At 64.1% G+C, this 22,914-nt stretch carries 20 protein-coding genes; 7 read left to right on the forward strand and 13 right to left on the reverse strand.

Annotation, left to right across the window (positions count from 1 at the left end):
• Window positions 1-33: 33 nt before the first annotated feature.
• The 3 genes from dnaG to SR3_RS04090 are packed head-to-tail and all read right to left on the reverse strand — an operon-like array spanning window position 34 to window position 2,778.
• Window positions 34-1,962, reverse strand: coding sequence for a DNA primase (dnaG, locus tag SR3_RS04080; protein WP_068081090.1), 1,929 nt, complete (start codon window positions 1,960-1,962; stop codon window positions 34-36).
• Window positions 1,959-2,324: a hypothetical protein gene (locus SR3_RS04085; RefSeq protein ID WP_068081093.1), complete on the reverse strand. Its 366-nt coding sequence runs from the start codon at window positions 2,322-2,324 to the stop codon at window positions 1,959-1,961. The genes dnaG and SR3_RS04085 overlap by 4 nt, the downstream gene beginning before the upstream one ends.
• A 1-nt stretch (window position 2,325) precedes the next feature.
• The gene (locus SR3_RS04090) at window positions 2,326-2,778 is read right to left on the reverse strand and encodes a GatB/YqeY domain-containing protein (RefSeq protein ID WP_068081096.1); all 453 of its coding nucleotides are present in this window, start codon (window positions 2,776-2,778) and stop codon (window positions 2,326-2,328) included.
• A gap of 201 nt (window positions 2,779-2,979) precedes the next feature.
• On the opposite strand from SR3_RS04090, the gene carA reads away from it, so the two are divergent.
• The 4 genes from carA to greA all read left to right on the forward strand — a co-directional run bounded on the left by carA (window position 2,980) and on the right by greA (window position 8,355).
• Window positions 2,980-4,155 (forward strand): glutamine-hydrolyzing carbamoyl-phosphate synthase small subunit, encoded by a 1,176-nt coding sequence (gene carA / locus SR3_RS04095; protein WP_068081099.1) that lies wholly within the window; start codon window positions 2,980-2,982, stop codon window positions 4,153-4,155.
• On the forward strand, window positions 4,152-4,433 hold the full coding sequence (locus SR3_RS04100; protein ID WP_068081101.1) for a hypothetical protein: 282 nt from the start codon (window positions 4,152-4,154) through the stop codon (window positions 4,431-4,433). The genes carA and SR3_RS04100 overlap by 4 nt, the downstream gene beginning before the upstream one ends.
• A complete protein-coding gene (gene carB / locus SR3_RS04105; protein WP_068081104.1) occupies window positions 4,433-7,765 on the forward strand; it encodes a carbamoyl-phosphate synthase large subunit in 3,333 nt (1,110 codons plus the stop codon). Before SR3_RS04100 ends, carB begins: the two co-directional genes overlap by 1 nt.
• A 113-nt stretch (window positions 7,766-7,878) precedes the next feature.
• Entirely contained in the window at window positions 7,879-8,355 is a 477-nt protein-coding gene (gene greA, locus SR3_RS04110) for a transcription elongation factor GreA (RefSeq protein ID WP_068081107.1), read from the forward strand.
• Between the two features lie 96 nt (window positions 8,356-8,451).
• On the opposite strand, the gene SR3_RS04115 is transcribed toward greA, so the two are convergent.
• From SR3_RS04115 to SR3_RS04130, 4 genes are all read right to left on the reverse strand, one after another.
• Window positions 8,452-8,670 carry a DUF4170 domain-containing protein gene (locus tag SR3_RS04115; protein ID WP_084454896.1) on the reverse strand — a complete coding sequence of 73 codons (219 nt, stop codon included), beginning with the start codon at window positions 8,668-8,670 and terminating at the stop codon, window positions 8,452-8,454.
• A 130-nt stretch (window positions 8,671-8,800) separates the two neighbouring features.
• The gene (locus SR3_RS04120; protein WP_068081109.1) at window positions 8,801-9,214 is read right to left on the reverse strand and encodes a hypothetical protein; all 414 of its coding nucleotides are present in this window, start codon (window positions 9,212-9,214) and stop codon (window positions 8,801-8,803) included.
• Window positions 9,211-9,603: a hypothetical protein gene (locus tag SR3_RS04125; RefSeq protein WP_068081112.1), complete on the reverse strand. Its 393-nt coding sequence runs from the start codon at window positions 9,601-9,603 to the stop codon at window positions 9,211-9,213. Before SR3_RS04125 ends, SR3_RS04120 begins: the two co-directional genes overlap by 4 nt.
• 128 nt (window positions 9,604-9,731) lie before the next feature.
• Window positions 9,732-10,331: a hypothetical protein gene (locus SR3_RS04130; RefSeq protein WP_068081115.1), complete on the reverse strand. Its 600-nt coding sequence runs from the start codon at window positions 10,329-10,331 to the stop codon at window positions 9,732-9,734.
• Between the two features lie 176 nt (window positions 10,332-10,507).
• On the opposite strand from SR3_RS04130, the gene eno reads away from it, so the two are divergent.
• Window positions 10,508-11,794 (forward strand): phosphopyruvate hydratase, encoded by a 1,287-nt coding sequence (gene eno, locus SR3_RS04135; RefSeq protein WP_068081118.1) that lies wholly within the window; start codon window positions 10,508-10,510, stop codon window positions 11,792-11,794.
• Window positions 11,795-11,901: 107 nt separating this feature from the next.
• Here eno and SR3_RS04140 read toward each other — a convergent pair whose 3' ends face one another.
• Window positions 11,902-12,387 (reverse strand): helix-turn-helix domain-containing protein, encoded by a 486-nt coding sequence (locus SR3_RS04140; RefSeq protein WP_245653765.1) that lies wholly within the window; start codon window positions 12,385-12,387, stop codon window positions 11,902-11,904.
• A gap of 222 nt (window positions 12,388-12,609) precedes the next feature.
• Window positions 12,610-12,798, reverse strand: a complete 189-nt coding sequence (locus SR3_RS04145; RefSeq protein WP_068081120.1) for a hypothetical protein — start codon at window positions 12,796-12,798, stop codon at window positions 12,610-12,612.
• 280 nt (window positions 12,799-13,078) lie between these two features.
• Here SR3_RS04145 and SR3_RS04150 point away from each other — a divergent pair, with 280 nt between their 5' ends.
• Window positions 13,079-15,172 (forward strand): M13 family metallopeptidase, encoded by a 2,094-nt coding sequence (locus tag SR3_RS04150; RefSeq protein ID WP_084454897.1) that lies wholly within the window; start codon window positions 13,079-13,081, stop codon window positions 15,170-15,172.
• A gap of 222 nt (window positions 15,173-15,394) precedes the next feature.
• On the opposite strand, the gene ribH is transcribed toward SR3_RS04150, so the two are convergent.
• Window positions 15,395-15,817: a 6,7-dimethyl-8-ribityllumazine synthase gene (gene ribH / locus SR3_RS04155; RefSeq protein ID WP_068081122.1), complete on the reverse strand. Its 423-nt coding sequence runs from the start codon at window positions 15,815-15,817 to the stop codon at window positions 15,395-15,397.
• A gap of 5 nt (window positions 15,818-15,822) precedes the next feature.
• Window positions 15,823-17,109, reverse strand: a complete 1,287-nt coding sequence (gene ribB, locus SR3_RS04160; protein ID WP_068081125.1) for a 3,4-dihydroxy-2-butanone-4-phosphate synthase — start codon at window positions 17,107-17,109, stop codon at window positions 15,823-15,825.
• 173 nt (window positions 17,110-17,282) lie between these two features.
• Here ribB and SR3_RS04165 point away from each other — a divergent pair, with 173 nt between their 5' ends.
• Complete coding sequence (locus SR3_RS04165; protein WP_068081128.1) at window positions 17,283-18,641, forward strand: L-serine ammonia-lyase; 1,359 nt, start codon at window positions 17,283-17,285, stop codon at window positions 18,639-18,641.
• A gap of 43 nt (window positions 18,642-18,684) precedes the next feature.
• On the opposite strand, the gene treF is transcribed toward SR3_RS04165, so the two are convergent.
• A complete protein-coding gene (treF, locus tag SR3_RS04170) occupies window positions 18,685-20,295 on the reverse strand; it encodes an alpha,alpha-trehalase TreF (RefSeq protein WP_068081131.1) in 1,611 nt (536 codons plus the stop codon).
• A 68-nt stretch (window positions 20,296-20,363) separates the two neighbouring features.
• Entirely contained in the window at window positions 20,364-22,796 is a 2,433-nt protein-coding gene (locus SR3_RS04175) for a TonB-dependent receptor (RefSeq protein WP_157098617.1), read from the reverse strand.
• Window positions 22,797-22,914 lie beyond the last annotated feature (118 nt).

Raw genomic sequence — 22,914 nt, forward strand, 5'->3', positions numbered from 1 at the left:
TCGCCATCTTGAAGGGGGCCTTGCGGCTCCCATTTACGAATTCAAGCCGCCTGATACGTCATCGGCTGCGGATTGCGCGAGAGCCATTTGCCCGAGTCGCGCCTTCAAATCCAGTTCCCTTTTTTGCACATCGTTCAAACGCATGCGCAAGCGCTGCTGTTCGGCGAAGGCTGCATCGCTGAAAGCCGCCTGCGCCGAGGCCGCAGCCAGCGCGCGTTCGACCTGCGGCCTTTCGGTCAACACGGCGATCACGTCAACCAGTTGAGCCATGGCGCTGCCGCCTTCATGCTGCAGGGCATCCTCTTGCAGGAAGATAAAGCCCATGCCCTTGATCGGTTCCTGACGGGGAAGGGACCAACCCCGCTCAGCGAATATGGTAGCGATTCGTTCCGGTTCAAGAGCCTCGCCATGCATAGAGGCATCGATCAGCGCGTCGATGCGGGCATCTTCATTGGCAAGGCCGGTCAACGCCTCGATCTGGGCGCCGATCACGGCGGGCAGGCGCATCAGCCCCACCACCACCGCATCCAGCGCCGCCGCGCGCCATGGCGCCACGCGCGCCACCATGGCCGAAGTACGCGGATGCGGTACATCCGGCACGAAGTCCCGCCCGAAGCGGCCCCCTTTGCGCGGCGGTTGCCATTCGCGCGTGGCGCGTGGCGCCGGGCCGCCTCTGCCGAGACCCTGATCGCGGCGCGGGAAGGCATAGGCGGAGAAACGCTCCAGCAATTCGCTGCGGTAGAGCGATTTGATGTCCTTGTCGGCAATCGTGTCGACATGGGCCATCAGCCGCGCCTTCAGCCCGGCCTTGGCCTCGGGCGTGTCGGTGGGGATGGCGTCGCGCTCATGGACCCACAGCGTGTCGAGCAGGCTTTGGGACTCGCCCAGCATGGCCTCCATGGCTTGCGGACCATGGGCCTTGATGAGGTCGTCGGGATCTTGGCCCAGCGGCATCCGCACGATGCGCAGCGAATGGGCCGGACGCAGCAAAGGCAGGGCGCGGGTGACGGCGCGCATGGCGGCGCGCTGCCCCGCCGCATCGCCATCGAAGCAGAGGATCGGCGTTTCCACCATCCGCCACAGCATCTCGATCTGCGTTTCGGTCAGCGCCGTGCCCAAAGGCGCCACCGCATCGGCAAACCCCGCATTGGCCAGCGCGATCACGTCCATATAGCCCTCGACCACGATGATCCGCCCGCTCTGGCGCGAGGCGGGGGAGGCGCGATGCTGGTTGTAAAGCGTGCGCCCCTTGTCGAAGAGGGGCGTATCGGGTGAATTCAGGTACTTGGGCGCATCGGTCTTGGTCTTGTCGAGAATGCGCCCGCCAAAGGCGATCACCCGCCCGCGCGCATCCTGAATGGGCAGCATCAACCGGCCCCGGAAGCGATCGTAAGGCTCCTTGCCATCGACCACGATGCGCAATCCGCCCTCGATCAGCAGGGCCTCGGGCAAATCGGTAAGGGCACCCTTCAGCGCCTGACGCCCCTCGGGCGCATAGCCGAAACCGAACTGGTCGATGATGTCGCGCCGGAAGCCGCGCGTGGCGAGATAGGCGCGCGCCGTGGCGCCCTCGCTGCCCTCCAGCTGCCTCACGAAAAAGGCCTGAGCCGCGCCCATCGCATCATGCAGCCCGGCCTGCTTCTGCGCCCTTTCCGCCGAGCGCGGATCGGGAGCGGGGACTTCCATCCCGGCTTCCTCGGCCAGATCCTTGATGGCATCCATGAAGGAGAGGCCGCGCTGCTCGGTCATCCAGCGGATGACGTCGCCATGCGCCCCGCAGCCGAAGCAGTGGTAAAAACCCTTCTCGTCATTGATGGTGAAGCTGGGGGTCTTCTCTCCATGGAAGGGGCAGCAGGCCTTGAACTCGCGCCCGGCCTTGAGGATGCGCACGGTCCGCCCGATCACGCTGGAGAGCGTGATGCGGCTGCGCAACTCGTCGATCCATTGGGGGGAGAGGCTCATGGGGCGGGCTCGGCAAGGTCAGGGTGGCGGTAGAGGTGAAGCGGTGTCGGCTCGAACACCGGGGTCATGATCTGGATATACCATGCGGGGGCAAAGCCGAAATGCGCTTCCATCGCCTCGCGGACGGCGACGAAACCAGCCATCTGCTCATCCACCTCCACCACACCGTCCGGCGTGGCCAGCAACAGGCAGATGCAGTCGAAGGCATAGAGATCGCGCTTGAAGGCGGTGATCTGGCTTATATCCCGCCAAGCCACCACCCGGCTCGCCCGGCCATGCGCCAGGCGAAAGCCATCCGCCGTCAGCTCCAGAGCCGCGATATGGCGGCGGCGCCAGTCGAGATAGCGCCGCCAGAGCCCCATTTTACGCCAAAGCGGCCTTCACCAGACCGCTCGCCTTGCCCATATCCAGCACGGCGCCATGGCGCGCCTTCAGCTCGGCGATCACCTTGCCCATATCGCGGATGCCGGTGGCGCCCACTTCGGCCTTGATCGCCTCGATGGCGGCCTTGGTTTCGTCCTCGGAAAGCTGCTGGGGCAGGAAGCTCTCGATCACCGCCACTTCCGATGCTTCGGCGGCGGCCAGCTCGGGGCGGCCGCCCTGCTCATACATCGCAATCGATTCGCGGCGCTGCTTGACCATCTTCTGCAGCACATCGACCACCAGCGTATCATCGTCCGGCGTCTGCGCGGCGGTGCGCAGTTCGATGTCCTTGTCCTTGATCTTGGCAAGGATCAGGCGGACGGCGGCCAGGCGCTCCTTGTCGCCGGATTTCATGGCGGTAACCTGAGCGGCCTTGATCGAGTCGCGGATCATTGTCTCGTTCTTTCCTGAATTTCGTAACATTTCCGCCGCATTGCAGCGCAAGCGGGCCAGACTAGCGGGAAAATTCCCGATTTGATAGGCCTGCTGCCCCAAGTGTTACCCACGTGATGGAGGGTTGACGGATGGGGGTGCGGGGTCTAGCGGGCGGGCCTTAGCAACCATGCCCGAAACCCCTAGAACGGAGCGCCCCCTATGGCAGACCCCGCCCCTACGCTTGCGCCTAAACCTGCCGATGCAACGGCTGTCCTGGTGCTTTCCGATGGCAGCGTGCTGTGGGGCCGAGGTTTCGGTGCCGTGGGCAGCGCGGTTGGCGAAGTGTGCTTCAACACCGCCATGACCGGCTATCAGGAAGTGATGACCGACCCCAGCTATGCCGGGCAGATCGTGACCTTCACCTTCCCTCACATCGGCAATGTCGGCGTGAATGACGAGGATCTGGAATCGCAGGTCGATGGCGCGGTGGGCTGCGTGGTGCGCGAAGACGTGACCGCGCCCTCCAACTTCCGCGCCCAGGGCCAGTTCCCCGAGTGGCTGAAAGCCAAGGGCAAGATCGGCATCTCGGGCATCGACACCCGCGCCCTGACCCGCCGCATTCGCCTCTCTGGCGCGCCCAACGCCGTGATCGCCCATGATCCCGAAGGCAACTTCGACCTGCAGGCGCTGATCGCCCAGGCTCAGGCCTGGAGCGGCCTTGAAGGTCTGGATCTGGCCAAGGTGGTCAGCCGCACCGCCAATGAGGATTGGGAAGGCTCGGTCTGGCATCTGGGGCAGGGCTATGGCCGCCCCTCCGGCGACCCGCGCCCGCATGTGGTGGCGATCGACTATGGCGCGAAGGACAACATCTTCCGCAATCTGGTCGCCGCTGGCGCCAGCGTGACGGTGGTGCCTGCCCAGACCTCGCTGGAAGATATTCTGGCGCTGAAGCCTGCCGGTGTGTTCCTGTCTAACGGCCCGGGCGATCCGGCGGCGACCGGCGAATATGCCGTGCCCGTCATCAAGGGCCTGCTGGAGCGTGACGTGCCGCTCTTCGGCATCTGCCTTGGCCACCAGATGCTGGGCATCGCGGCGGGCGCCAGGACCATCAAGATGCATCAGGGCCATCGCGGCGCCAACCACCCGGTCAAGCGCACGCAGGAAGGCGTGGTCGAGATCACCTCGATGAACCACGGCTTCGCGGTGGACAGCGCAACCCTGCCCGAGGGCGTGGTGGAAACCCATGTCTCGCTGTTCGATGGCAGCAACTGCGGCCTGTCGATCACCGGCAAGAATGCCTTCTCCGTGCAGTACCACCCCGAGGCTTCGCCCGGGCCGATGGACTCGTTCTATCTGTTCGAGAAGTTTGTGGGGATGCTGGAGGCCAAGGTGTGAAGCACGCGGCGCTCGCTGCCATGGGGGTGGCACTGGCTTTCCAGCCGGTGTACTCGAATGCGCAGCCTGCGACGCAAAAGCAGATCGAGGGGCAGGACAATCAGGCCATGGCCGATGCATGTCATGTGAACCGATCTGCCGCCCGAAAGCACACCGCACCGACAGCGGCAGACCTTAAAGCAGCGGCCTGCCTATTGAAAAAGCTCAAGAATGCCGGTTATCCCAACTCGAAATGGGGAACGATCGGCGATCCAACTTATCTGCAGAAGGCTGACTGATGCCCAAACGCACTGACATCAATTCGATCCTCGTCATTGGCGCGGGGCCCATCATCATCGGCCAGGCTTGCGAGTTCGACTATTCGGGCACGCAGGCGATCAAGGCGCTGAAGGAAGAAGGTTACCGGGTCATCCTGGTCAACTCGAACCCGGCCACGATCATGACCGACCATGAGATGGCCGACGCCACCTACATCGAGCCGATCACGCCCGAAATCGTGGCCCGCATCATCGAGCGCGAGCGCGCCGAGCGCCCGGATGACACGCTGGCCCTGCTGCCCACCATGGGCGGCCAGACGGCGCTCAACACCGCGCTGGCGCTGTTCGGCGACGGCACGCTGGAGAAGTTCGGCGTGCAGATGATCGGCGCCGATGCCGACGCCATCGACAAGGCCGAGGACCGCCAGCGCTTCCGCGAGGCGATGGACAAGATCGGTCTGGAATCCGCCCGCAGCGGCGTGGCCCACACGCTGGACGAGGCTTTCGAGATCCTCAAGCGCACGGGCCTGCCCTCGATCATCCGTCCGTCCTTCACCATGGGCGGCACCGGCGGCGGCGTGGCCTACAACAAGGCCGAGTTCGAGGCGATTGTCCGCAGCGGTCTGGATGCCAGCCCCACCACTGAGGTGCTGATCGAGGAATCGCTGCTCGGCTGGAAGGAGTATGAGATGGAGGTCGTGCGGGATCGCAACGACAACTCCATCATCATCTGCTCGATCGAGAACGTCGATCCGATGGGCGTCCATACGGGCGATTCCATCACCGTCGCGCCGGCGCTGACGCTGACCGACAAGGAATATCAGATCATGCGCAACGCCTCGCTGGCGGTGCTGCGCGAGATCGGCGTGGAAACTGGCGGCTCGAACGTGCAGTTCGCGGTCAATCCCAAGGATGGCCGCCTGATCGTTATCGAGATGAACCCGCGCGTGTCGCGGTCTTCCGCTCTGGCGTCGAAGGCCACCGGCTTCCCCATCGCGCGCGTCGCGGCCAAGCTGGCCGTGGGCTACACGCTGGACGAGCTGACCAACGAGATCACCGGCGCCACGCCTGCCTCGTTCGAGCCTTCGATCGACTATGTCGTCACCAAGATCCCGCGCTTCGCCTTCGAGAAGTTCAAGGGCGCCGAGCCGCTGCTCTCCACCGCGATGAAGTCGGTGGGCGAGGTGATGGCCATCGGGCGCAACATCAAGGAATCGATGCAGAAGGCGCTGCGGGGGCTGGAAACCGGTCTGGATGGTTTCAACCGCGTCGATGCGCTGGTCGGCGCCGCGCGTGACGACATCACCGCCGCCCTCTCGCGCGCCACGCCCGACCGTCTGCTGGTCGCCGCGCAGGCCTTCCGCGAGGGCTTCACGGTGGAGGACATCCACGCGATCACGCACTTCGACAAGTGGTTCCTGCGCCACATCGAAGAGATCATTGCCGAGGAAGCCAATGTGGAATGCCACGGCCTGCCCACCGATGCGGCGGGCATGCGTCGCCTGAAAGCCATGGGCTTTTCGGACAAGCGCCTGGCCAAGCTGGCGGTCAAATCGGTGAATCCGGTGGCGGGTGCCAATGCGGTTCGCTCGGGCCTGCTGCACGATGTGGTGGAAGCCATGGCCGGCGCCACCAGCGAGACCGAGGTGCGCAAGCTGCGTGAGCGTCTGGGCGTCCACCCGGTTTTCAAGCGCATCGACAGCTGCGCCGCCGAGTTCGAGGCGATCACGCCCTACATGTACTCGACCTATGAGGCGCCGCTGTTCGGCGAGCCCGAGAATGAGGCTGCGCCTTCGGATCGCAAGAAGGTCGTGATCCTTGGCGGTGGTCCGAACCGTATCGGTCAAGGCATCGAATTCGATTACTGCTGCGTCCACGCCTGTTTCTCGCTGGCCGAGGTCGGCTATGAAACCATCATGGTCAACTGCAACCCGGAAACGGTCAGCACCGACTATGACACCTCGGACCGCCTCTATTTCGAGCCGCTGACCGGTGAGGACGTGCTGGAAATCCTGCGCGTCGAACAGTCGAAGGGTGAGCTGCTGGGCGTCATCGTGCAGTTCGGCGGGCAGACCCCGCTCAAGCTGGCACAGGCGCTGGAAGATGCCGGTATCCCCATCCTGGGCACCAGCCCGGATGCCATCGATCTGGCCGAGGACCGCGAGCGTTTCGCCGATCTGGTGGAAAAGCTGGGCCTCAAGCAGCCCGCCAACGGTATCGCGCGCAGCCGCGACGAAGCCGTCGCCGCTGCCACCCGCATCGGTTTCCCGGTGCTGATGCGCCCCAGCTATGTGCTGGGTGGCCGCGCGATGGAGATCGTCGACAGCCTGCAGCAGCTCGATGACTACATCACCACCGCCGTGCAGGTCTCGGGCGACAGCCCGGTGCTGATCGACCAGTATCTGCGCGATGCCGTGGAATGCGATGTCGATGCGCTGTGCGATGGTGAGGAAGTACGCGTCGCGGGCGTGATGCAGCATATCGAGGAAGCCGGCATCCACTCGGGCGACTCGGCCTGTTCGCTGCCGCCTTACTCGCTGCCCGCCGACATCATCGCCGAGATGGAGCGTCAGGCCCATCTGCTGGCGCTGGCGCTGGGCGTGAAGGGGCTGATGAACATCCAGTTCGCGGTCAAGGATGGCGAGGTTTACCTTATCGAGGTCAACCCGCGCGCCAGCCGTACCGTACCCTTCGTCGCCAAGGCGCTGGGTCAGCCGGTGGCCAAGATCGCCGCGCGCGTGATGGCGGGCGAGAAGCTCTCCACCTTCGAGCCCTTCAAGCGCGATCTGCCCTATGTGGCGGTCAAGGAAGCCGTGTTCCCCTTCAACCGCTTTGCGGGCGTCGATCCGGTGCTGAGCCCGGAAATGAAGTCCACCGGCGAGGTGATGGGGATCGACAAGGATTTCCCGACCGCGTTTGCCAAGGCCCAGCTGGGCGCGGGCACCAGGCTGCCCCAGAGCGGCACGGTCTTCGTCTCGGTGAAGGACAGCGACAAGCCGGTGATCCTGCCTGCCGCGCACAAGCTGGTGGCTCTGGGCTTCAAGCTGGTCGCCACGGGCGGCACGGCGAAGTTCCTGGCCGATCAGGGCGTGGCCGTGGAGCATGTGAACAAGGTGGCCGAAGGGCGCCCGCATATCGTCGACAAGATCGTCGATGGCGATATCGCGCTGATCTTCAACACCACCGAAGGCTGGCAGAGCCTGAAGGATTCGCAGTCGATCCGCCAGATCGCGCTCTCCACCCGGGTGCCCTCCTTCACCACGGCGGCGGCCAGTGTCGCGGCTGTGGATGCGATCGAGGCTCTTTCGCGCGCGAAACTTGAAGTTTGTCCGCTCCAGTCCTATTATAGTTGATCGATCACGCCCTCCCCACACCAGCGATCGGCTTTAACCCGTTGAGATTATCCAACGGGTTAGGGAAACCTGTCGCTGAAACGGGAGGGCCTTGAAAAGGACGATGACGGAACATGGCGAGTGTCGAAAAGCTGCCGATGCTGGCGGAAGGCTATCAAAAGCTGAACGCCGAGCTGAAGGCGCTGCGTGAGGAGCGCCCGCAGATCGTGGATGCGATCGAGGAAGCGCGCGCTCATGGCGACCTTTCGGAAAACGCCGAATATCACGCGGCCAAGGAACGTCAGGGTCAGGTCGAGGCGACCATCGCCGATCTGGAAGACAAGATCAGCCGCGCCACCATCATCGATCCCACCACGCTTTCGGGCGACAAGGTGGTGTTCGGCGCCACGGTGACGCTGCTCGACGATGACGACAAGCCGGTGCGCTATCAGATCGTGGGCACCTATGAGGCCGACGCCAAGGGCGGCAAGATCAGCTATAACTCGCCTCTGGGGCGCGCGCTGATCGGCAAGCGCATCGAGGACGAGGTCGAGGTGAGCGTGCCTGCCGGCGAGCGCTTCTATGTGGTGAACAAGATCGAATTTATCTGATCGCCACCGATATCTCGGGGGAGGGCAGGGCGTTTCCGTCCTGCCGCTGCCCATAAAAAAGGCCCCGGTTTCGGGGCCTTTTTCGTGTGGTTCGGCTCAGTCGTCGGTGGCCGGGTCCAGCAGGCGGTGGAGATGGACCACCACATACTTCATCTCGGCATCGTCGACACTGCGCTGGGCGGCACCGCGCCAGGCTTCCTCGGCCGAAGCGTAGTCGGGATAGACGCCGACATAGTCCAGAGCCTTGAGGTCAACAAAATCGAGGCCCTGCGGATCTTTCACGCGGCCACCGATCACGAGGTGTAGTTTCTGCATTGCATATCCCATGAATGGGGGAGAGGAAGCCCTTCTTAGCATCGCGCCGTAACGAAAGCCAAGCTCTCGCACCCCCGGTAATCACCGGACTAGCCGAAGGTCGGGGGCTGGGGCAGGGCAAGTGGGGGCTTCAATGCTTTTTGCGGAAGCGCGACCACATGCCGGCGGCCTTGTCCACCGCCTTGCCGCCCCATGTCTCGGCCCAGCCCGGGGCTTTTTCCACCAACGCCTTGCTGGCCTCTATCGCGCTGTCGCCCAGCTTGTGGCCCAGTTGCAGCGCGATCTGTCGCGCCACTTGCTGGCGCATCAGCCACAGCATCAGCGCCGAGGCCGTGGCGACCACGATTCCGCGGTTGTCATTGGCGATATCCAGCGCCTGAAAGGTGGCGCTGCGGGTGCCATGCTCAAGATCGGCGCGGGCGCGGCTGATCAGCGTGGCGGGGTTGGCGGCCAGATGCCGCACCTCGCCCACCCGTTCGATCAGATTGGCGCGCGAGATGTCGCGCCGGGCCTTCAGCACGGCCAGATCATCGTCCTCGATCATGGCTTGGCCTTTCCGGTCAGCACGCCTTTCAGGCGCCGCCATGCGCGCAGCGCGGCCCATGCCGCCAAAGCCATGCCCAGCAGCAGCGCCAGCACCACGATGCCCAGCGCCTGCCACGTGCCCAGCAGCGGGGCGAGCGCCAGCAGCAGCCCAACCACCAGCGCCAGCAGCAGGAAGAACACCAAAGCCGCCGCCAGCGCCGCCAGACCGGCGATCCGCCCGGCGATCTTGCTGGCCAGAATGGCGCGGGCGCGCTGATAGGCCACCTCGCTGGAGAAAGCCTCGCGCGCGGCGGCGATCAGCCCCTCGATCTCGGAAGTCAGGGCCATCGGGCGCTTGCCCTCGCCTTCATGCTGGTTGGTTTCAGGCGCTTCGGTTTCATCACTCATGCCCCACACTCATGCCTGTGCGCCATTCTTGCAAGCCCCCTGAACACACCCCATTGACACGCAGCAGCACGGAAGAGCGGCGCTGGCCGCCGCTCCCCCCGCGCGGATCAAGCTGCGGTCAGCAGTGCTCAGGCTTCTTCTGTCGCATCCGGCGTCGGCGTCAGAGCGCGGGCGACCAGGAAACCGGCCACGGCCGCAATGCCCAGCGCCACGAAGGGACGGGCGCGCACAAAGCCCTTGGCATCCTCGCCCAGCTCGGTGAAATCCTTGGATTCGAGCTTGGCGGCGGTTTCCTGGATCGAGCGCGCGGCGCCGCGGGCATAATCGCCGTATTTTTCGCCCAGCTTGTCGTTCACCACACCGGCATTGTCGGCCACCACCTTGCCCAGGCTGGTCAGCAGATCGCTGGCCTTGGACTTGCCGTCGGTGGCAAGCGCGGCGGCGCGACTGGCGGCGTCAGCAGCCAGTTCCTTGGCCGAATGGGTGAGATCGGCGGCAGCCAGCTTCTCGCGATAGGCTTCGGTCTGCTCCTGCGCCATCTTGCCGAGTGCCGACACGCTGGCCTTGGCTTCATCCAGCGCCTGCGCGAAGCGGGCCTTGGCGTGATCCTTGACATCTGCGGCGGCTTCCCCGGCCACATCCTTGGCGGCGTGGATCGTCTCGACGGCCGAGTTGGCGGTGTCCTTGGCGGACTGTTCAAGGTGTTCGGTAGCTTCGGTCTTGGCCATGGCTTTGTCCTCCTCATGCGGGGCATCGGTCTGGCGGGAATCGCCTGCTCGTTACAGGAACGCTGCAAAGGCTCCCTGGGTCCATCATGCTGCAATGCAGCTTGCCTGCCAAGGCTTGGCTGCTAAGGAGCAGTCACGAAAGACCCTTGAATTGGTCCAGAGGAGATGAACCCGCCATGACCGCGATTCTCGATATCCATGCCCGCGAAATTCTCGACAGCCGTGGCAATCCCACGATCGAGGTCGATGTTCTGCTGGAAGATGGCAGCTTCGGTCGTGCCGCGGTTCCCTCGGGTGCCAGCACCGGCGCGCATGAGGCCGTGGAGCTGCGCGACGGCGACAAGAGCCGCTACATGGGCAAGGGCGTGCTCAAGGCCGTCGATGCCGTCAACGACGAGATCAGCGAACTGCTCGAAGGCCGTGACGCCGAAGACCAGCGCGACCTCGATCTGGCCATGATCGAGCTGGACGGCACCCCCAACAAGGCCCGTCTGGGCGCCAACGCCATCCTCGGCGTCTCGCTGGCCGCAGCCAAGGCAGCGGCGGATGCGCGCGGCCTGCCGCTCTATTCCTATGTGGGCGGTGTTTCGGCTCATGTGCTGCCCGTGCCGATGATGAACATCATCAACGGCGGCGAGCATGCCGACAACCCCATCGATTTCCAGGAATTCATGGTCATGCCGGTGGGCGCTGACTCGCTGGCCGAGGCCGTGCGCTGGGGCAGCGAGATCTTCCACACGCTGAAGAAGGACCTGTCGGCTAAGGGGCTGGCCACCGCCGTGGGTGACGAGGGCGGCTTTGCCCCCAACATCGCCAGCACGCGCGCCGCGCTGGATTTCATCGGCGCCTCGGTGGAGAAGGCCGGTTTCAAGCTGGGCACCGATGTGCATCTGGCGCTGGACTGCGCCGCCACCGAATTCTTCAAGAACGGCAAGTATGAGATCAGCGGCGAAGGCCTCTCGCTCTCGCCGGTCGAATTCGCCGATTACCTCACCAAGCTGTCGCAGGACTATGCGATCATCTCGATCGAGGACGGCATGAGCGAGGACGATTTCGAGGGCTGGAAGGCCCTGACCGACAAGATCGGCGACAAGGTGCAGCTGGTGGGCGACGATCTCTTCGTCACCAACCCCAAGCGCCTGACCATGGGCATCGAGAAGGGCCTGGCCAACTCGCTGCTGGTGAAGGTCAACCAGATCGGCACGCTGACCGAGACGCTGGAAGCCGTGAGCATCGCCCAGCGCGCCGGCTACACCGCCGTGATGAGCCACCGTTCGGGCGAGACCGAGGATTCGACGATTGCCGATCTGGCCGTCGCCACCAACTGCGGTCAGATCAAGACTGGTTCGCTGGCCCGTTCGGACCGGCTTGCCAAGTACAACCAGCTGATCCGCATCGAGGAAGAGCTGGGCTCGGGCGCGCATTACGCCGGCAAGGGCGCTTTTGGTCGTCTGCTGAAGTGAGCTAAAGGGACAGTGCGGGGGTGTTACACCCTCGCGCTCCCATCACGTCTTCCGGCGCCAGGGCAGGGGGTGCCGATTGTGGCGCCCCGGCTCTCCAGCTGTGGGGGTTAGCCTGCCAGGAATTCCTGCATCAGGGCGCTGCCCCGGGGTGAAATGCGCACGAAGATGCGCCTTGCGTCGATTTCATCGACCTCGCGCTCGATCAGGCCGCGTTCTTCCAAAATCTTGATCCAGCGCAGCGCTGTCGTGGCGGGCACCGCGCTGCCGATGCAGGCGCTGGTCACCGCGATCCGCTTCTCATGGCGCGAGGCCACGAAGAGATCGAGCAGAATGTCCCATGCCGGTTCGCCGAACAGCGTGGCGTCGCCAAAAATCTGTTCCCGGCGGCGGCGGTCGCGATAGATCTGGATCGCGCGGTCCAGAGCATCGTCATCGGACCGGACAGGCGTTGTGGGGTGGCTGTCCGCCACCAATTGCAATTCGCCGACTAATAGTTCCAGCGAATGGGCGATGCCGCGCAGTCGCGCTTCAGTATCCTGCGGCGCTTCATGTTCCTGACGGTGACCGGGAAGACGTTTGAACGTAGCATTCATAACTCCTCCAACTCCCTTGGCCTTTCACGCCGTGATGAATTGCGCTCGAATCGCGAGGACTCGATCCGGAGTTAATATGGAGTTAAGCCGCGATACGTCCAACCGAAAATGGATGGAAAATTCATCCATTTTGACACGAGCAGTCAATTTGGTGGGGGTTTTCCACTGCTTTCCGTATGGCTTTGCGGTGCAATCGATCATCCGCGAATCGGTTGTTTCATATCAGTCGAGATGGAAATGCTGGGTCAGCGCATCGATGGTGGCTGCCAGATGCGCTGCCGCCAGATCGGCGCCCATGCCGTCCAGCTGCTGCAATCCGTCGCGCAGAGTCTCACGCAAGGCCACGGCGCGCAGCCATTGGCCGTTCGGCATGCTCTCTGGAAGATCGGTGTCGCGCATGGGATCGAGCATAGATCAAAGGGCTCCACAATTTCGCTGTGGTGCAGCTAAGTGCATCCACATAGCGGAATTCTGCCGTTTTTGCACGCGCATTTTGTCGCCCGACATAAGCCTGCCGCCCCGTATCGGCGCTCTGGCCGCGCGGCCAGCGGGGGTGGTTCACACTGTGATTGCATTGTTCACCCACAGGCCTAGGGACAGAGGCATTCAGGACCGGCCAATTGTCGCAAGCCGCTTGTTCTTCTGTGATCAAGCGTGCTTCCATGGCTGCAATGCGAAAGGAAATCTCTGGATGAAACAGCATGATGGCGCAAGGATGAGCCGGATCTTCATCCGCTGCGGAACCATGGCGGCAGGCTGCGCCCTTCTGTTCGCCGCGCTTCCGGCACAGGCTGGCGCTGCTCCGGCCAATCCCGGGGTGCAGGTGAAGGACATGGACAAATCGGTCCGCCCCGGAGATGATTTCTACACCTACGCCAACGGCGCCTGGTTGAAGGCCACCGAAATTCCCGCCGATCGCTCCTCGGTCGGCAGCTTCCTCGTGGCCTCCAACGCCACCGAGTCGCAGCTCAAGACGGTGATGGCCGAGTTGCTGGCCAAGCCGGTTGCCCCCGGCAGCGATGCCCAGAAAATCCGCGATTATTATCGCGCCTATCTCGACACCGCCGCCATCGAGGCCAAGGGCATGGCCCCGGTCAAACCCGACCTCGACCGCTTCGCCGCCATCACCGACAAGGCCAGCCTGAGCCGCGTCCTCGGCCAGCAGGTGCGCGCCGATCTCGATCCGCTCAACGCCACCAATTTCCACACCGAGAACCTGTTCGGCCTCTTCGTGACTCAGGCGCTGACGGGTGGGCAGGTGGTGCCCTATCTGATGCAGGGCGGCCTTGGCATGCCCGAGCGTGAGTATTACCTCTCCACCGATCCCAAGATGGTGGCCATTCAGGGCCAGTACCGCGCCTATATCGCCAAGCTGCTGACCGATGCCGGGCTCGCTCAGGCGGACGCCCAGACCCGCGCCGACGCCATCTATGCGCTGGAAATGAAGATCGCGCAGGCCCATGTCGGCCGCGAGGAGAGCGAGGACTTCCAGCACGCCACCACCCTCTGGACCCGCGCGGACCTGCCCGCCAAGGCCCCCGGTCTGGACTGGGACGCCTTCCTTGCCGGGGCCAACATCGGCTGGACGGGCAATTTCGCGGCCTATCAGGCCAAGGCGATCCCCGCGCTTTCGGCTCTGGTGGCCACCGAGCCGCTGTCGGTCTGGAAGGACTGGCTGGCCTTCCATCAGGTGAGCCAATATGCCGCCGTGTTGCCCAAAAAGCTGGATGATGACCGCTTCGCCTTCTACGGCACGGTGCTGAGCGGCGTTGCCCAGCAGCGCCCGCGTGACAAGCGCGCTCTTGGGGCGGTGAACAACGCTTTGGGCGATGCGCTGGCGCGGATCTATGTCGGGCGCTATTTCCCGGCTTCGTCCAAGACGCGCATTCAGGGCATGGTGGTCAACATCAAGGCCGCCTTCACCAACCGCATTCAGGCGCTCGACTGGATGGCCCCCTCGACCAAGGCCGAGGCCATCGCCAAGGTGAAAGGCATCATCGTCGGTATCGGCTATCCCGACACATGGGAGGACTATTCCGGCCTGACCGTTAGCCCGACCGATGCCTATGCCAATGCCGTGGCCGCCGGCAAGTTCGATACGGCCCACCAGTTGTCCAAGCTGGGCAAGCCGCTGGACCGCAATGAATGGTGGCTGACCTCCCAGACGGTCAACGCGCTCAACCTGCCGGTGCAGAACGCGCTGAACTTCCCCGCCGCCATCCTGCAGAAGCCTTTCTTCGATCCCACGGCGGATGCCGCCTTCAACTATGGCGCGGTGGGCGCGGTGATCGGCCACGAGATCAGCCACAGCTTCGACAACCAGGGCGCCGCCTTCGACGCCACCGGGCGCCTGCGCAACTGGTGGACCGATCAGGATCTCAAGCGTTTCGACGCGGCAGGCAAGATGCTGGCGGAAGAGTTCAACGCCTACGAGCCCTATCCCGGCCTGCACATCAAGGGCGAACTGACGCTGAGCGAGAACATCGCCGATGTGGCCGGGCTGGCGGCATCGCTGGATGCCTACCACGCCTCGCTGCACGGCGCGAAGGCTCCGGTGATCAACGGCATGACCGGCGATCAGCGCTTTTTCCTCGCTTTCGCGCAGACCTGGGCCACCAAGTACCGCGAGGCTGCCCTGCGCAACATCGTGGCGACCAACGGCCATGCTCCGGGTCAGTATCGCGCTCTGACGGTGCGCAATCTGGACGCTTGGTATGATGCCTTCGGCGTGAAGCCGGGCGACAAGCTGTACCTGCCGCCGGAAAAGCGGGCGAAGATCTGGTAAGAAGGTAGGAATGAAAGCAGGGGGCCATCGCCCCCTGCACCCCCTTTACGTCTCCCGACGAAAGGGCAGGTGAGGCCGCCAGGAAGCGCCACGCCTCACCGCCGGAGGCAATCATTCATGCCTGCGGCGCTGCAAACTTTGCGCAAGGCGGAGCGGGGGGCACCACGTAGACATTGATGGGAGCGCGAGGGGGTAACCCCCTCGCACTTTCCCTTTTAAATCTTAAGCCCCGAACTTCTCTTTCAGAGCCAGCAGTGCCAGAGCCGCCTTCGCAGCCTCGCCACCCTTGTCCTTCTGGGCCGGATCGGCGCGCACCAGAGCCTGCTCCTCGTTCTCGACGGTCAGGATGCCATTGCCGATCGGCAGGCCGTCCATCGACAGCGCCATGATCCCGCGAGCGCTTTCGCCCGCCACGATCTCGAAGTGGTAGGTCTCGCCGCGGATCACCACGCCGATGGCCACGTAGCCCTCATAGTCGCCGGTCGAATCCGCCAGCGCGATGGCAGCGGGGATTTCCAGCGCGCCGGGCACGGTGATGACGTCGGACTTATGGCCGGCCGCCTTGATCGCGGCCTTGGCGCCGGCGATCAGCTGGTCGTTGAGATGGTCGTAGAAGCGGGCTTCGACGATCAGAAACTTGGCCATGGGTCTTATCCTTGAATGCTGCGCTCACCCGCGATGGAAAGGCCATAGCCTTCCAGCGCGACAAGCGTGTGATGGGTGTTGGTGAGGAGCGTTATCTCGTGAACTCCCAGTTCCGCAAGGATCTGGGCACCCACGCCGTAATCGCGCAGTTCCTCCATGGGCTTCATATTGCCCGCCCGGGCCTGTTCGCGCAATTCGAAAGCGCGTGAGACATCGCTGTGGGGGCGATTGACGAAAACGATCACGCCGCTGCCTTCCTCGCCGATCAGTTCCATCGAGCGGTGGAGCAGATAGGTGCGCGGGGTTTCCTCGCCCAGCAGGTCGGCGAAGAGCGAGGTGGCGTGCATGCGCACCAGCGTGGGGGTGGTGGGGTCGATGCGGCCCTTGACCAGCACCATGTTTTCCTCGCCGGTGGCCTTGTTGTAATAGGCGCGGGCCGACCAGTCGCCGCCGTGGCGGCTGGTGAAGGTGGTTTCGGATTTCAGCGAAACCATGCGGTCGTGCTTGCGGCGATAGGCGATCAGGTCGCGGATGGTGGCCATCTTCACGCCATGCTGGCGGGCGAAGGCAACGCAATCGTCGAAGCGGGCCATGGTGCCGTCTTCGCGCATGATCTCGCAGATCACGCCCGAGGGGTTGAGGCCGGCGAGGCGCGAAATGTCGACAGCCGCTTCGGTGTGACCGGCGCGGACCAGCACGCCGCCCGGGCGGGCGCGCAGCGGGAAGACATGGCCGGGGCTGACGATATCGTCGGAACCCTTGGACCCGTCGATGGCCACGGAGACGGTGCGGGCGCGGTCCTGAGCGGAAATGCCGGTGGAGATGCCTTCGCGGGCCTCGATGGAAACGGTGAAGGCGGTGCCCAGCGGGGTGCGGTTGTGGCGGTGCATCGGCTCGAGACCCAGCTCGTCGATACGCTCGGAGGAGAGGGCGAGGCAGACCAGGCCACGGCAGTGAGTGACCATGAAATTGATGGCGGAGGGGGTGCACATTTGCGCGGGGATGATGAGGTCGCCCTCATTCTCGCGGTCTTCATCGTCGACCAGGATGTACATGCGCCCGTTGCGGGCTTCCTCGATGATCTCTTCGATCGAGACGAGGACGGGGGTTTCGTCATTGTCCGAAAGGAAGCGCTCCAGCTTGTTGAGCGTTTCGGCGGTGGGGTTCCACTCGGGCTCGCCCGCGTCGCGCAGGGTGTTGGCATGGAGCCCCGCCGCGCGGGCAAGGCCGGACTTGGTCATGCCACCATCGGTGATGAGGCGGCGGACGCGTTCGATGAGAGTCTGTGACATGGGCCTTTGATTATCACAGCATGATGTGATGGCAAGGCGGTAAATCACATTGGCAATTTTATCTGATGGCATGGAATGCGCGTTATTCCCCATGCGCATGGGGCTAGGCAGCCGGTAAGCCATCGCCTATTGAGTAACATTGTTACGCAGGGAAGAAAGATAAGGCGTCCGTCATGATTGGGGTTCGGGATCTGTTTCGCATCGGCATCGGGCCGTCATCCTCGCATACGGTGGGGCCGATGAAGGCGGCGGCGGGCTTTTCCAAGGCGTTGGAAGGGCTGGATTTCGCGCGGGTGCGCTGCGATCTGCTGGGCTCGCTGGCGTGGACCGGATCGGGCCATGCCACGGATAAGGCGGTGGTGCTGGGGCTGGCCGGTTTCCTGCCCGATGGCATCGCGCCCGAACAGATCGATACCTTGGTCGATCAGGCCCGCGCCACGAAGCATATGCGCATCGGCGGGCGTGAGATCGCCTTCGATCCCGACACCGATATCGTCTTCGACCGCGAGGGTGAAACCCCCGTCCACCCCAACACCCTGGCCTTCAGCGCCTATGATGCGCAAGGCGAGGTGGTGCTGGCCGAGCGCTGGTGCTCTATTGGCGGCGGCTTTATCGCGCCGGAGAATCTGGTCGGCGACTCCGCGCTGGAGGATGAGGTGGAGCCGCCTTTCCCCTTCCGCACCGCCGAGCAGCTGCTGCGCATCTGCGAAAACCATGGCCTCTCCATTGCCGAGGTGGTGCGCGCCAATGAAACGGCGCTGACCTCCGCCGAGGAGTTGTGCGATTACCTCGACCGCATCATCGACGTGATGATGAACTGCATCGACCGCGGCATGCAGACCGAGGGCATCCTGCCGGGCCGTCTGAAGGTGCCGCGCCGCGCCAAGGGCATCCGCCAGAAGCTGGATGCCGACCGTTTCCGCAACCGTCAGGCGCCCCATGCGATCATGGATCACGTCAGCCTCTTCGCCATCGCGGTGAATGAGGAGAATGCCGCCGGGGGCCGGGTGGTGACCTCGCCCACCAATGGCGCGGCGGGGGTGGTCCCGGCGGTGCTGCGCTATTACCGCGACTTCTGGCCCGAGGCGAACCGCAACGGCATGTATGATTTCCTGCTGACGGCCAGCGCCATCGGCACGCTGACCAAGCTGAACGCCTCGATTTCGGGGGCGGAAGTGGGGTGCCAAGGGGAAGTCGGCACGGCCAGCGCCATGGCCGCCGCGGGGCTGGCCGCTGCCATGGGCGCCAGCAATCGGCAGGCCGAGAACGCCGCCGAGATCGCCATGGAGCATCATCTGGGCATGACCTGCGATCCCATCGCCGGGCTGGTGCAGGTGCCCTGCATCGAGCGCAACGCCTTTGGCGCGATCAAGGCGATCAACGCGGCCTCTCTGGCGCTGCGGGGCGACGGGCACCATATCGTCTCGCTCGATCAGGTGATCGAGACGATGATGCGCACCGGGCGCGATATGAATGCGAAGTATAAGGAAACCTCGCAGGGTGGCCTTGCGGTGAATTTCCCCGAGTGCTGAGTTGCAGCGCGGCGATCTTTGAACGGATCGCCGCGCTGCCGGATCAGGGGTGCGGCGCTTCTTGCGGATAGAGCGCGATCAGGGCGCGGGTGACGCCATTGGTCCAGCCGAAGCCGTCCTGCACGGGGTATTCGCCGCCGCCACCGGCTTCTCCGGTTTCGATGTTGTATTTCTCGACCATGCGCCCGGTGCGGTTGTAGAAGGCCGCGACGGTGCCGATCCAGCGATGCGCCAGATCCCTCGCCAGTTCCTCCTGACCGTTGCGATGCAGGCCCGCGATGGCCACCCAGGTCAGCGGCGCCCAGCCATTGGGTTGATCCCACTGCTGGCCGTTCTGATTGGTGGTGGTGCGCAGGCCCCCGGGGGCGAGCAGGGCGCTGCGCGTCAGCCTGGCGGTGGCCTGCACCTGAGCCGGTGTCGCGAGGCCAACGAACAGCGGATAGAGCATGGCGGCGGAAACCACCTTGGTCGGCTGTTTGGTGCTGCTGTCCCAATCGACGAAGCGCTGTTCCGGCGCAGACCACAGCCATTTGCTGATTGCCGCCTTGCGGGCCTCGGCCTTGCGCGTGAAATCCTGTGCGCAGGCCGTATCGCCCAAAGCCTTGCAGCGGCGAGCAATCGAAACCTCCAGATTCCACATCAGGCTGTTGAGATCCACTGGCACAATATCGGTGGTGTGGATCGTCGAGAGCGTCTTTTCATCGCGCAGCCAGCGCGAGCTGTAATCCCAGCCGCTCTCGGCCCCGGCGCGCAGATCGCGGTTGGTCTGTCCCGCCGGACGGGGGGCGGCCTGCGCGGAGGTGGCGACATCCTCGGCATAGGACTCATCGCGCGGCGTGTCGCGGGCATCCCAATAGCGGTTGAGCAGGCTGCCATCGGGCATGCGGATCACATGCTGGCAGGCGCCCTCCTTGGTCAGGCAGGTGGAGCCGGCCATCCAATAGGCATGTTCACCCTTGAGCGCGGCAAGGCGCTGGCGGGCCAGCACCGGATCCTTATTGTCCGAAAGGTCCATCATCAGCGCCAGAAACGGCGGCTGCGAACGCGAGAGATAATAGCTGCGCGTGCCATTGGGAATATGGCCGTAACGCTCGATCATGCTGGTGAAATTGGCCAGCATGGAATCGATCAGCGGCTGCTCGCCATCCTCTTTAAGGCCCAGCATGGTGAAGTAGCTGTCCCAGTAATACATCTCCTGATAGCGGCCGCCCGCCACCACATAGGCATAGGGCAGCTGCAGCAGGGATGAGCCGGGCGTGGCGGCCATCGGCGGCTTGGCCAGAATGGGCCAGAGCGCGCGGATATGCTCCAGCATCGTCAGCTTGTGCTGATCCTCGCCGCCGATCTTGCGGAAATGCTTCGCGACGAAAGCGCTGAGCGCCTCCTTGCCCTGCGGATTTTCGGCCTTGTAGGCGGCCATGGTCGCTGCCGGGCCGTCGAGCGGAACCATATCGGCAAAGGTCTTGCTGTCAGGGAAGACGCGGGCGAGTTCCACGGCGCGATAGAGGTCGCCATAGGTGTCCTCAGGCGTTCCAGCCTTCTGCGAGATGGTTTCAACGCGCTGGGCGGCAACGGACAAAGGCTGGGCGGCGACAGGCGCACCGGAAAGCGCCAGCGCCAGAGCGGCGAGGGAGAGCAGGGGGGCTTTGGTCATGGTGCGGACACTCAAGGGAAAGGGCCGGTCGGACAAGGAAAATCCGACCGGCCCGCAGGTTTACACGATCAGAACTTGTAGGCGGCGGTGATCGTCCCGTGGCGTCCGAAGATCGGGCGGCCAAGGAAGTAGCCGTTGGTGTTGGCCGAGCCCACGGTGCGGACGTTGCCCTCGGTCAGGGCCAGCGTGTTGGTCACGTTCTCCACCGTCGCCTGGATCGAGAAGCGGTCGCTCACATCCAGCGAGGCGCCCAGATCCAGCGTGTTGTAGCTGCCCAGCGGCTGCTGGTTCTCCAGATCGGCGAAGCGGTTGCCGATATGGGTGAAGGTGCCGAAGATGCGCGCCTTACCCCATGCCGTGCGCTGGGTGTAGGAGGGCGTGAAGGCCACCTGGAACTGCGGCTGGCGGTTGACCTGATGCCCGGAATTGGTTCCGAAATCGAGGAACTTGCCATTCTGCCACACGCCGCGCGCGGCCAGCTGCAGACCCTCGACGGGGCGCAGCGCGCCTTCGAACTCCACGCCGTAAGCGCGCGATCCGCCGAACTGCACCACATTCTGCTCCACGCCATTGATGACGCGAATGTCCTGGAAGACCAGATTGTGGAAGCGGTTGTAGAAACCGGTCAGATAGAGGTCATAGAGCTTCTTGGAGGTCTTGATGCCGATCTCATACTGGTCGGCGGTCTGCGGCTTGATGTTCTGCAGGCTGGTGGCATTGCCGCGCAGATCGTCGAACTGGGGCATCAGGGCGCCATGGTTGGCGCGCAGGAAGCCGTTGAGCTGGCGGTTGAAGGCGTAATCGGCGCCGGCGGTCCAGCTCACCTGCGTCTTGCCGTAACGCACATCGCTATAGGTGCCGTTGAGATAGGTCGCGCCATTGTTGTAGGCCGTCAGCGGATTGTTATCGAGATCGCCCGTCGAGCTGTTCTCATAGTGATCGGTCATCGAGACATGCTCGACACGCACGCCGCCATCCAGACGCAGCTTGCCGATCTGCCATTCATCGCTGAGGTATCCGGCCACATTGTCGCTGACGTAATAGGCGTTCACGTCATAGCTGTTGGCGCTGGTGAAGCCGTTGCGCGTCAGGATCGTGCCGTTGTTGAGCGAGGCATTGAGCACGCGGGCCTGCGGCTCGAGCGCCAGCAGGATGTTGTTGCCCAGATACCAGACGTCATGATCCGTCACATGCGCGACATAGCCGCCCAGCGTCAGCGTGTTGCCCTCGAAGATCTTGCGCGAGAGCTTCAGCTCGTCGGTCAGGCTCTGGATATGCTTCTGCACCGACCAGATGCCAGCCTGAATGGTCTGCTGGTCACCCGAAAGCGCCACGCCGCTGTCGGCATAGCTGACCGTGCCCGTGCCGCCCGCCCCGGCGAGATATTGCGAGACGGTCTGCGGATTGCTGCCGGTGAACAGGGCAAAGGTGTTCGACGTGCCCTTGGTGAAGTTGAAGTTGTTTTGCAGTTGGAAGGCGCCGAAATCATAGCTGAAGGTGCTGCCCGCCGTCCACACATTGGCGCCTCGACCCTTCGACAGGTCCACGCCCAGCTTCTGCGTCGGCCCGCCATTGACGCTCGGCCCGGTCTCGATCAGCGTGTTGCGGATCTCGCGGCCCACCAGCGTGTCGGTGCGCGCGTCGAAACCGGGAAAGGTCGAGAAGGTGCCGTTCCCGGTCTGGAGCAACGGCATGGGTGCATAGAAAGCGTTCTGGTCACTGAGGTAACGGCCATAGACGTTCAGCTTGCCCGCATCGAAAGTGTGGGTCAGGCTGCCGGTGATCTGGCCGCCCTGATCGCCGTTGAAGCCGGTGTGGCGGAAACCGTCCGAATAGCGATAGAAGCCGCCGATCATATAGGTGGTGTTGTCGGTGATCGGGCCCTGGGCCACGGCATCGACGCGATAGGTGCCCTCGGTGCCATAGGTGGCGCGCAGCGAGAGATGCGGCTGGCTGGTGCCTTCCTTCAGGATGAAGTTGGTGGTAGCGCCGGGCTGGCCGTTGCTGAAGATGGGGCTGGGGCCGCCGCGCAGCACTTCCATGCGCTCGACCGTATCGTCGAGGCGGAAGATCGAGCTGTTCTCGAGGAAAGACAGCGAAGAGGGCGCGATGATCGGCGAGCCGTTCATCTGCACCGTCAGGAAGGGCGCGTCGCCGGTCGATGGGAAGCCGCGGATAAAGACGTTGGCGCCGGCCTGACCGCCCGAGGATTCCACCCAGACGCCCGGCACGATCTTGAGCAGATCGGCGGTGGAGGTGGGCTGCACCTCGCGGATCTGCGCCGCCGATGCGGTGGAGATCGAGTAGGAGGCGTCGATCTTGCGCTGGCCCTCGCGGTTGGCGTTGCCGGTGACGACGATTTCCTGCGGCTCGGGGGTGGCGGCGGCGTCAGCGGCAGGCGCGGGGGTCGCCTGCTGGGCATGGGCCGGGGCGGCCAGCGCCGTTCCGGCGAGCAGCATCAGCGCGAGCGCCTTGCGGGGTTGAGAGATGGCAGAGTGCATGGGTCTTCCTTCCTGCTTCATTATGGTTTTGTGCGCCCATGCCCGGGACGCGCGGGATCATGCCGTGCGGCACGCTGGCCGACGGAAAGTGTAAAATCAGTGCTGTGGTGGCTGCGGG

This window comes from Novosphingobium rosa NBRC 15208 (assembly GCF_001598555.1).
Lineage (GTDB): Bacteria > Pseudomonadota > Alphaproteobacteria > Sphingomonadales > Sphingomonadaceae > Novosphingobium > Novosphingobium rosa.

What these genes read in the sequence shown, in the direction of transcription:
- SR3_RS04120 (WP_068081109.1), bottom strand. Translation starts at nt 9,214, where the DNA reads ATGATCGAGGACGATGATCTGGCCGTGCTGAAGGCCCGGCGCGACATC.
- SR3_RS04140 (WP_245653765.1), bottom strand. Translation starts at nt 12,387, where the DNA reads ATGAATGCTACGTTCAAACGTCTTCCCGGTCACCGTCAGGAACATGAA.
- eno (WP_068081118.1), top strand. Translation starts at nt 10,508, where the DNA reads ATGACCGCGATTCTCGATATCCATGCCCGCGAAATTCTCGACAGCCGT.
- carA (WP_068081099.1), top strand. Translation starts at nt 2,980, where the DNA reads ATGGCAGACCCCGCCCCTACGCTTGCGCCTAAACCTGCCGATGCAACG.
- SR3_RS04175 (WP_157098617.1), bottom strand. Translation starts at nt 22,796, where the DNA reads ATGCACTCTGCCATCTCTCAACCCCGCAAGGCGCTCGCGCTGATGCTG.
- SR3_RS04085 (WP_068081093.1), bottom strand. Translation starts at nt 2,324, where the DNA reads ATGGGGCTCTGGCGGCGCTATCTCGACTGGCGCCGCCGCCATATCGCG.
- SR3_RS04150 (WP_084454897.1), top strand. Translation starts at nt 13,079, where the DNA reads ATGAAACAGCATGATGGCGCAAGGATGAGCCGGATCTTCATCCGCTGC.
- greA (WP_068081107.1), top strand. Translation starts at nt 7,879, where the DNA reads ATGGCGAGTGTCGAAAAGCTGCCGATGCTGGCGGAAGGCTATCAAAAG.
- ribB (WP_068081125.1), bottom strand. Translation starts at nt 17,109, where the DNA reads ATGTCACAGACTCTCATCGAACGCGTCCGCCGCCTCATCACCGATGGT.
- SR3_RS04090 (WP_068081096.1), bottom strand. Translation starts at nt 2,778, where the DNA reads ATGATCCGCGACTCGATCAAGGCCGCTCAGGTTACCGCCATGAAATCC.
- SR3_RS04165 (WP_068081128.1), top strand. Translation starts at nt 17,283, where the DNA reads ATGATTGGGGTTCGGGATCTGTTTCGCATCGGCATCGGGCCGTCATCC.
- ribH (WP_068081122.1), bottom strand. Translation starts at nt 15,817, where the DNA reads ATGGCCAAGTTTCTGATCGTCGAAGCCCGCTTCTACGACCATCTCAAC.
- carB (WP_068081104.1), top strand. Translation starts at nt 4,433, where the DNA reads ATGCCCAAACGCACTGACATCAATTCGATCCTCGTCATTGGCGCGGGG.
- SR3_RS04115 (WP_084454896.1), bottom strand. Translation starts at nt 8,670, where the DNA reads ATGCAGAAACTACACCTCGTGATCGGTGGCCGCGTGAAAGATCCGCAG.
- SR3_RS04145 (WP_068081120.1), bottom strand. Translation starts at nt 12,798, where the DNA reads ATGCTCGATCCCATGCGCGACACCGATCTTCCAGAGAGCATGCCGAAC.
- SR3_RS04125 (WP_068081112.1), bottom strand. Translation starts at nt 9,603, where the DNA reads ATGAGTGATGAAACCGAAGCGCCTGAAACCAACCAGCATGAAGGCGAG.
- treF (WP_068081131.1), bottom strand. Translation starts at nt 20,295, where the DNA reads ATGACCAAAGCCCCCCTGCTCTCCCTCGCCGCTCTGGCGCTGGCGCTT.
- SR3_RS04130 (WP_068081115.1), bottom strand. Translation starts at nt 10,331, where the DNA reads ATGGCCAAGACCGAAGCTACCGAACACCTTGAACAGTCCGCCAAGGAC.
- dnaG (WP_068081090.1), bottom strand. Translation starts at nt 1,962, where the DNA reads ATGAGCCTCTCCCCCCAATGGATCGACGAGTTGCGCAGCCGCATCACG.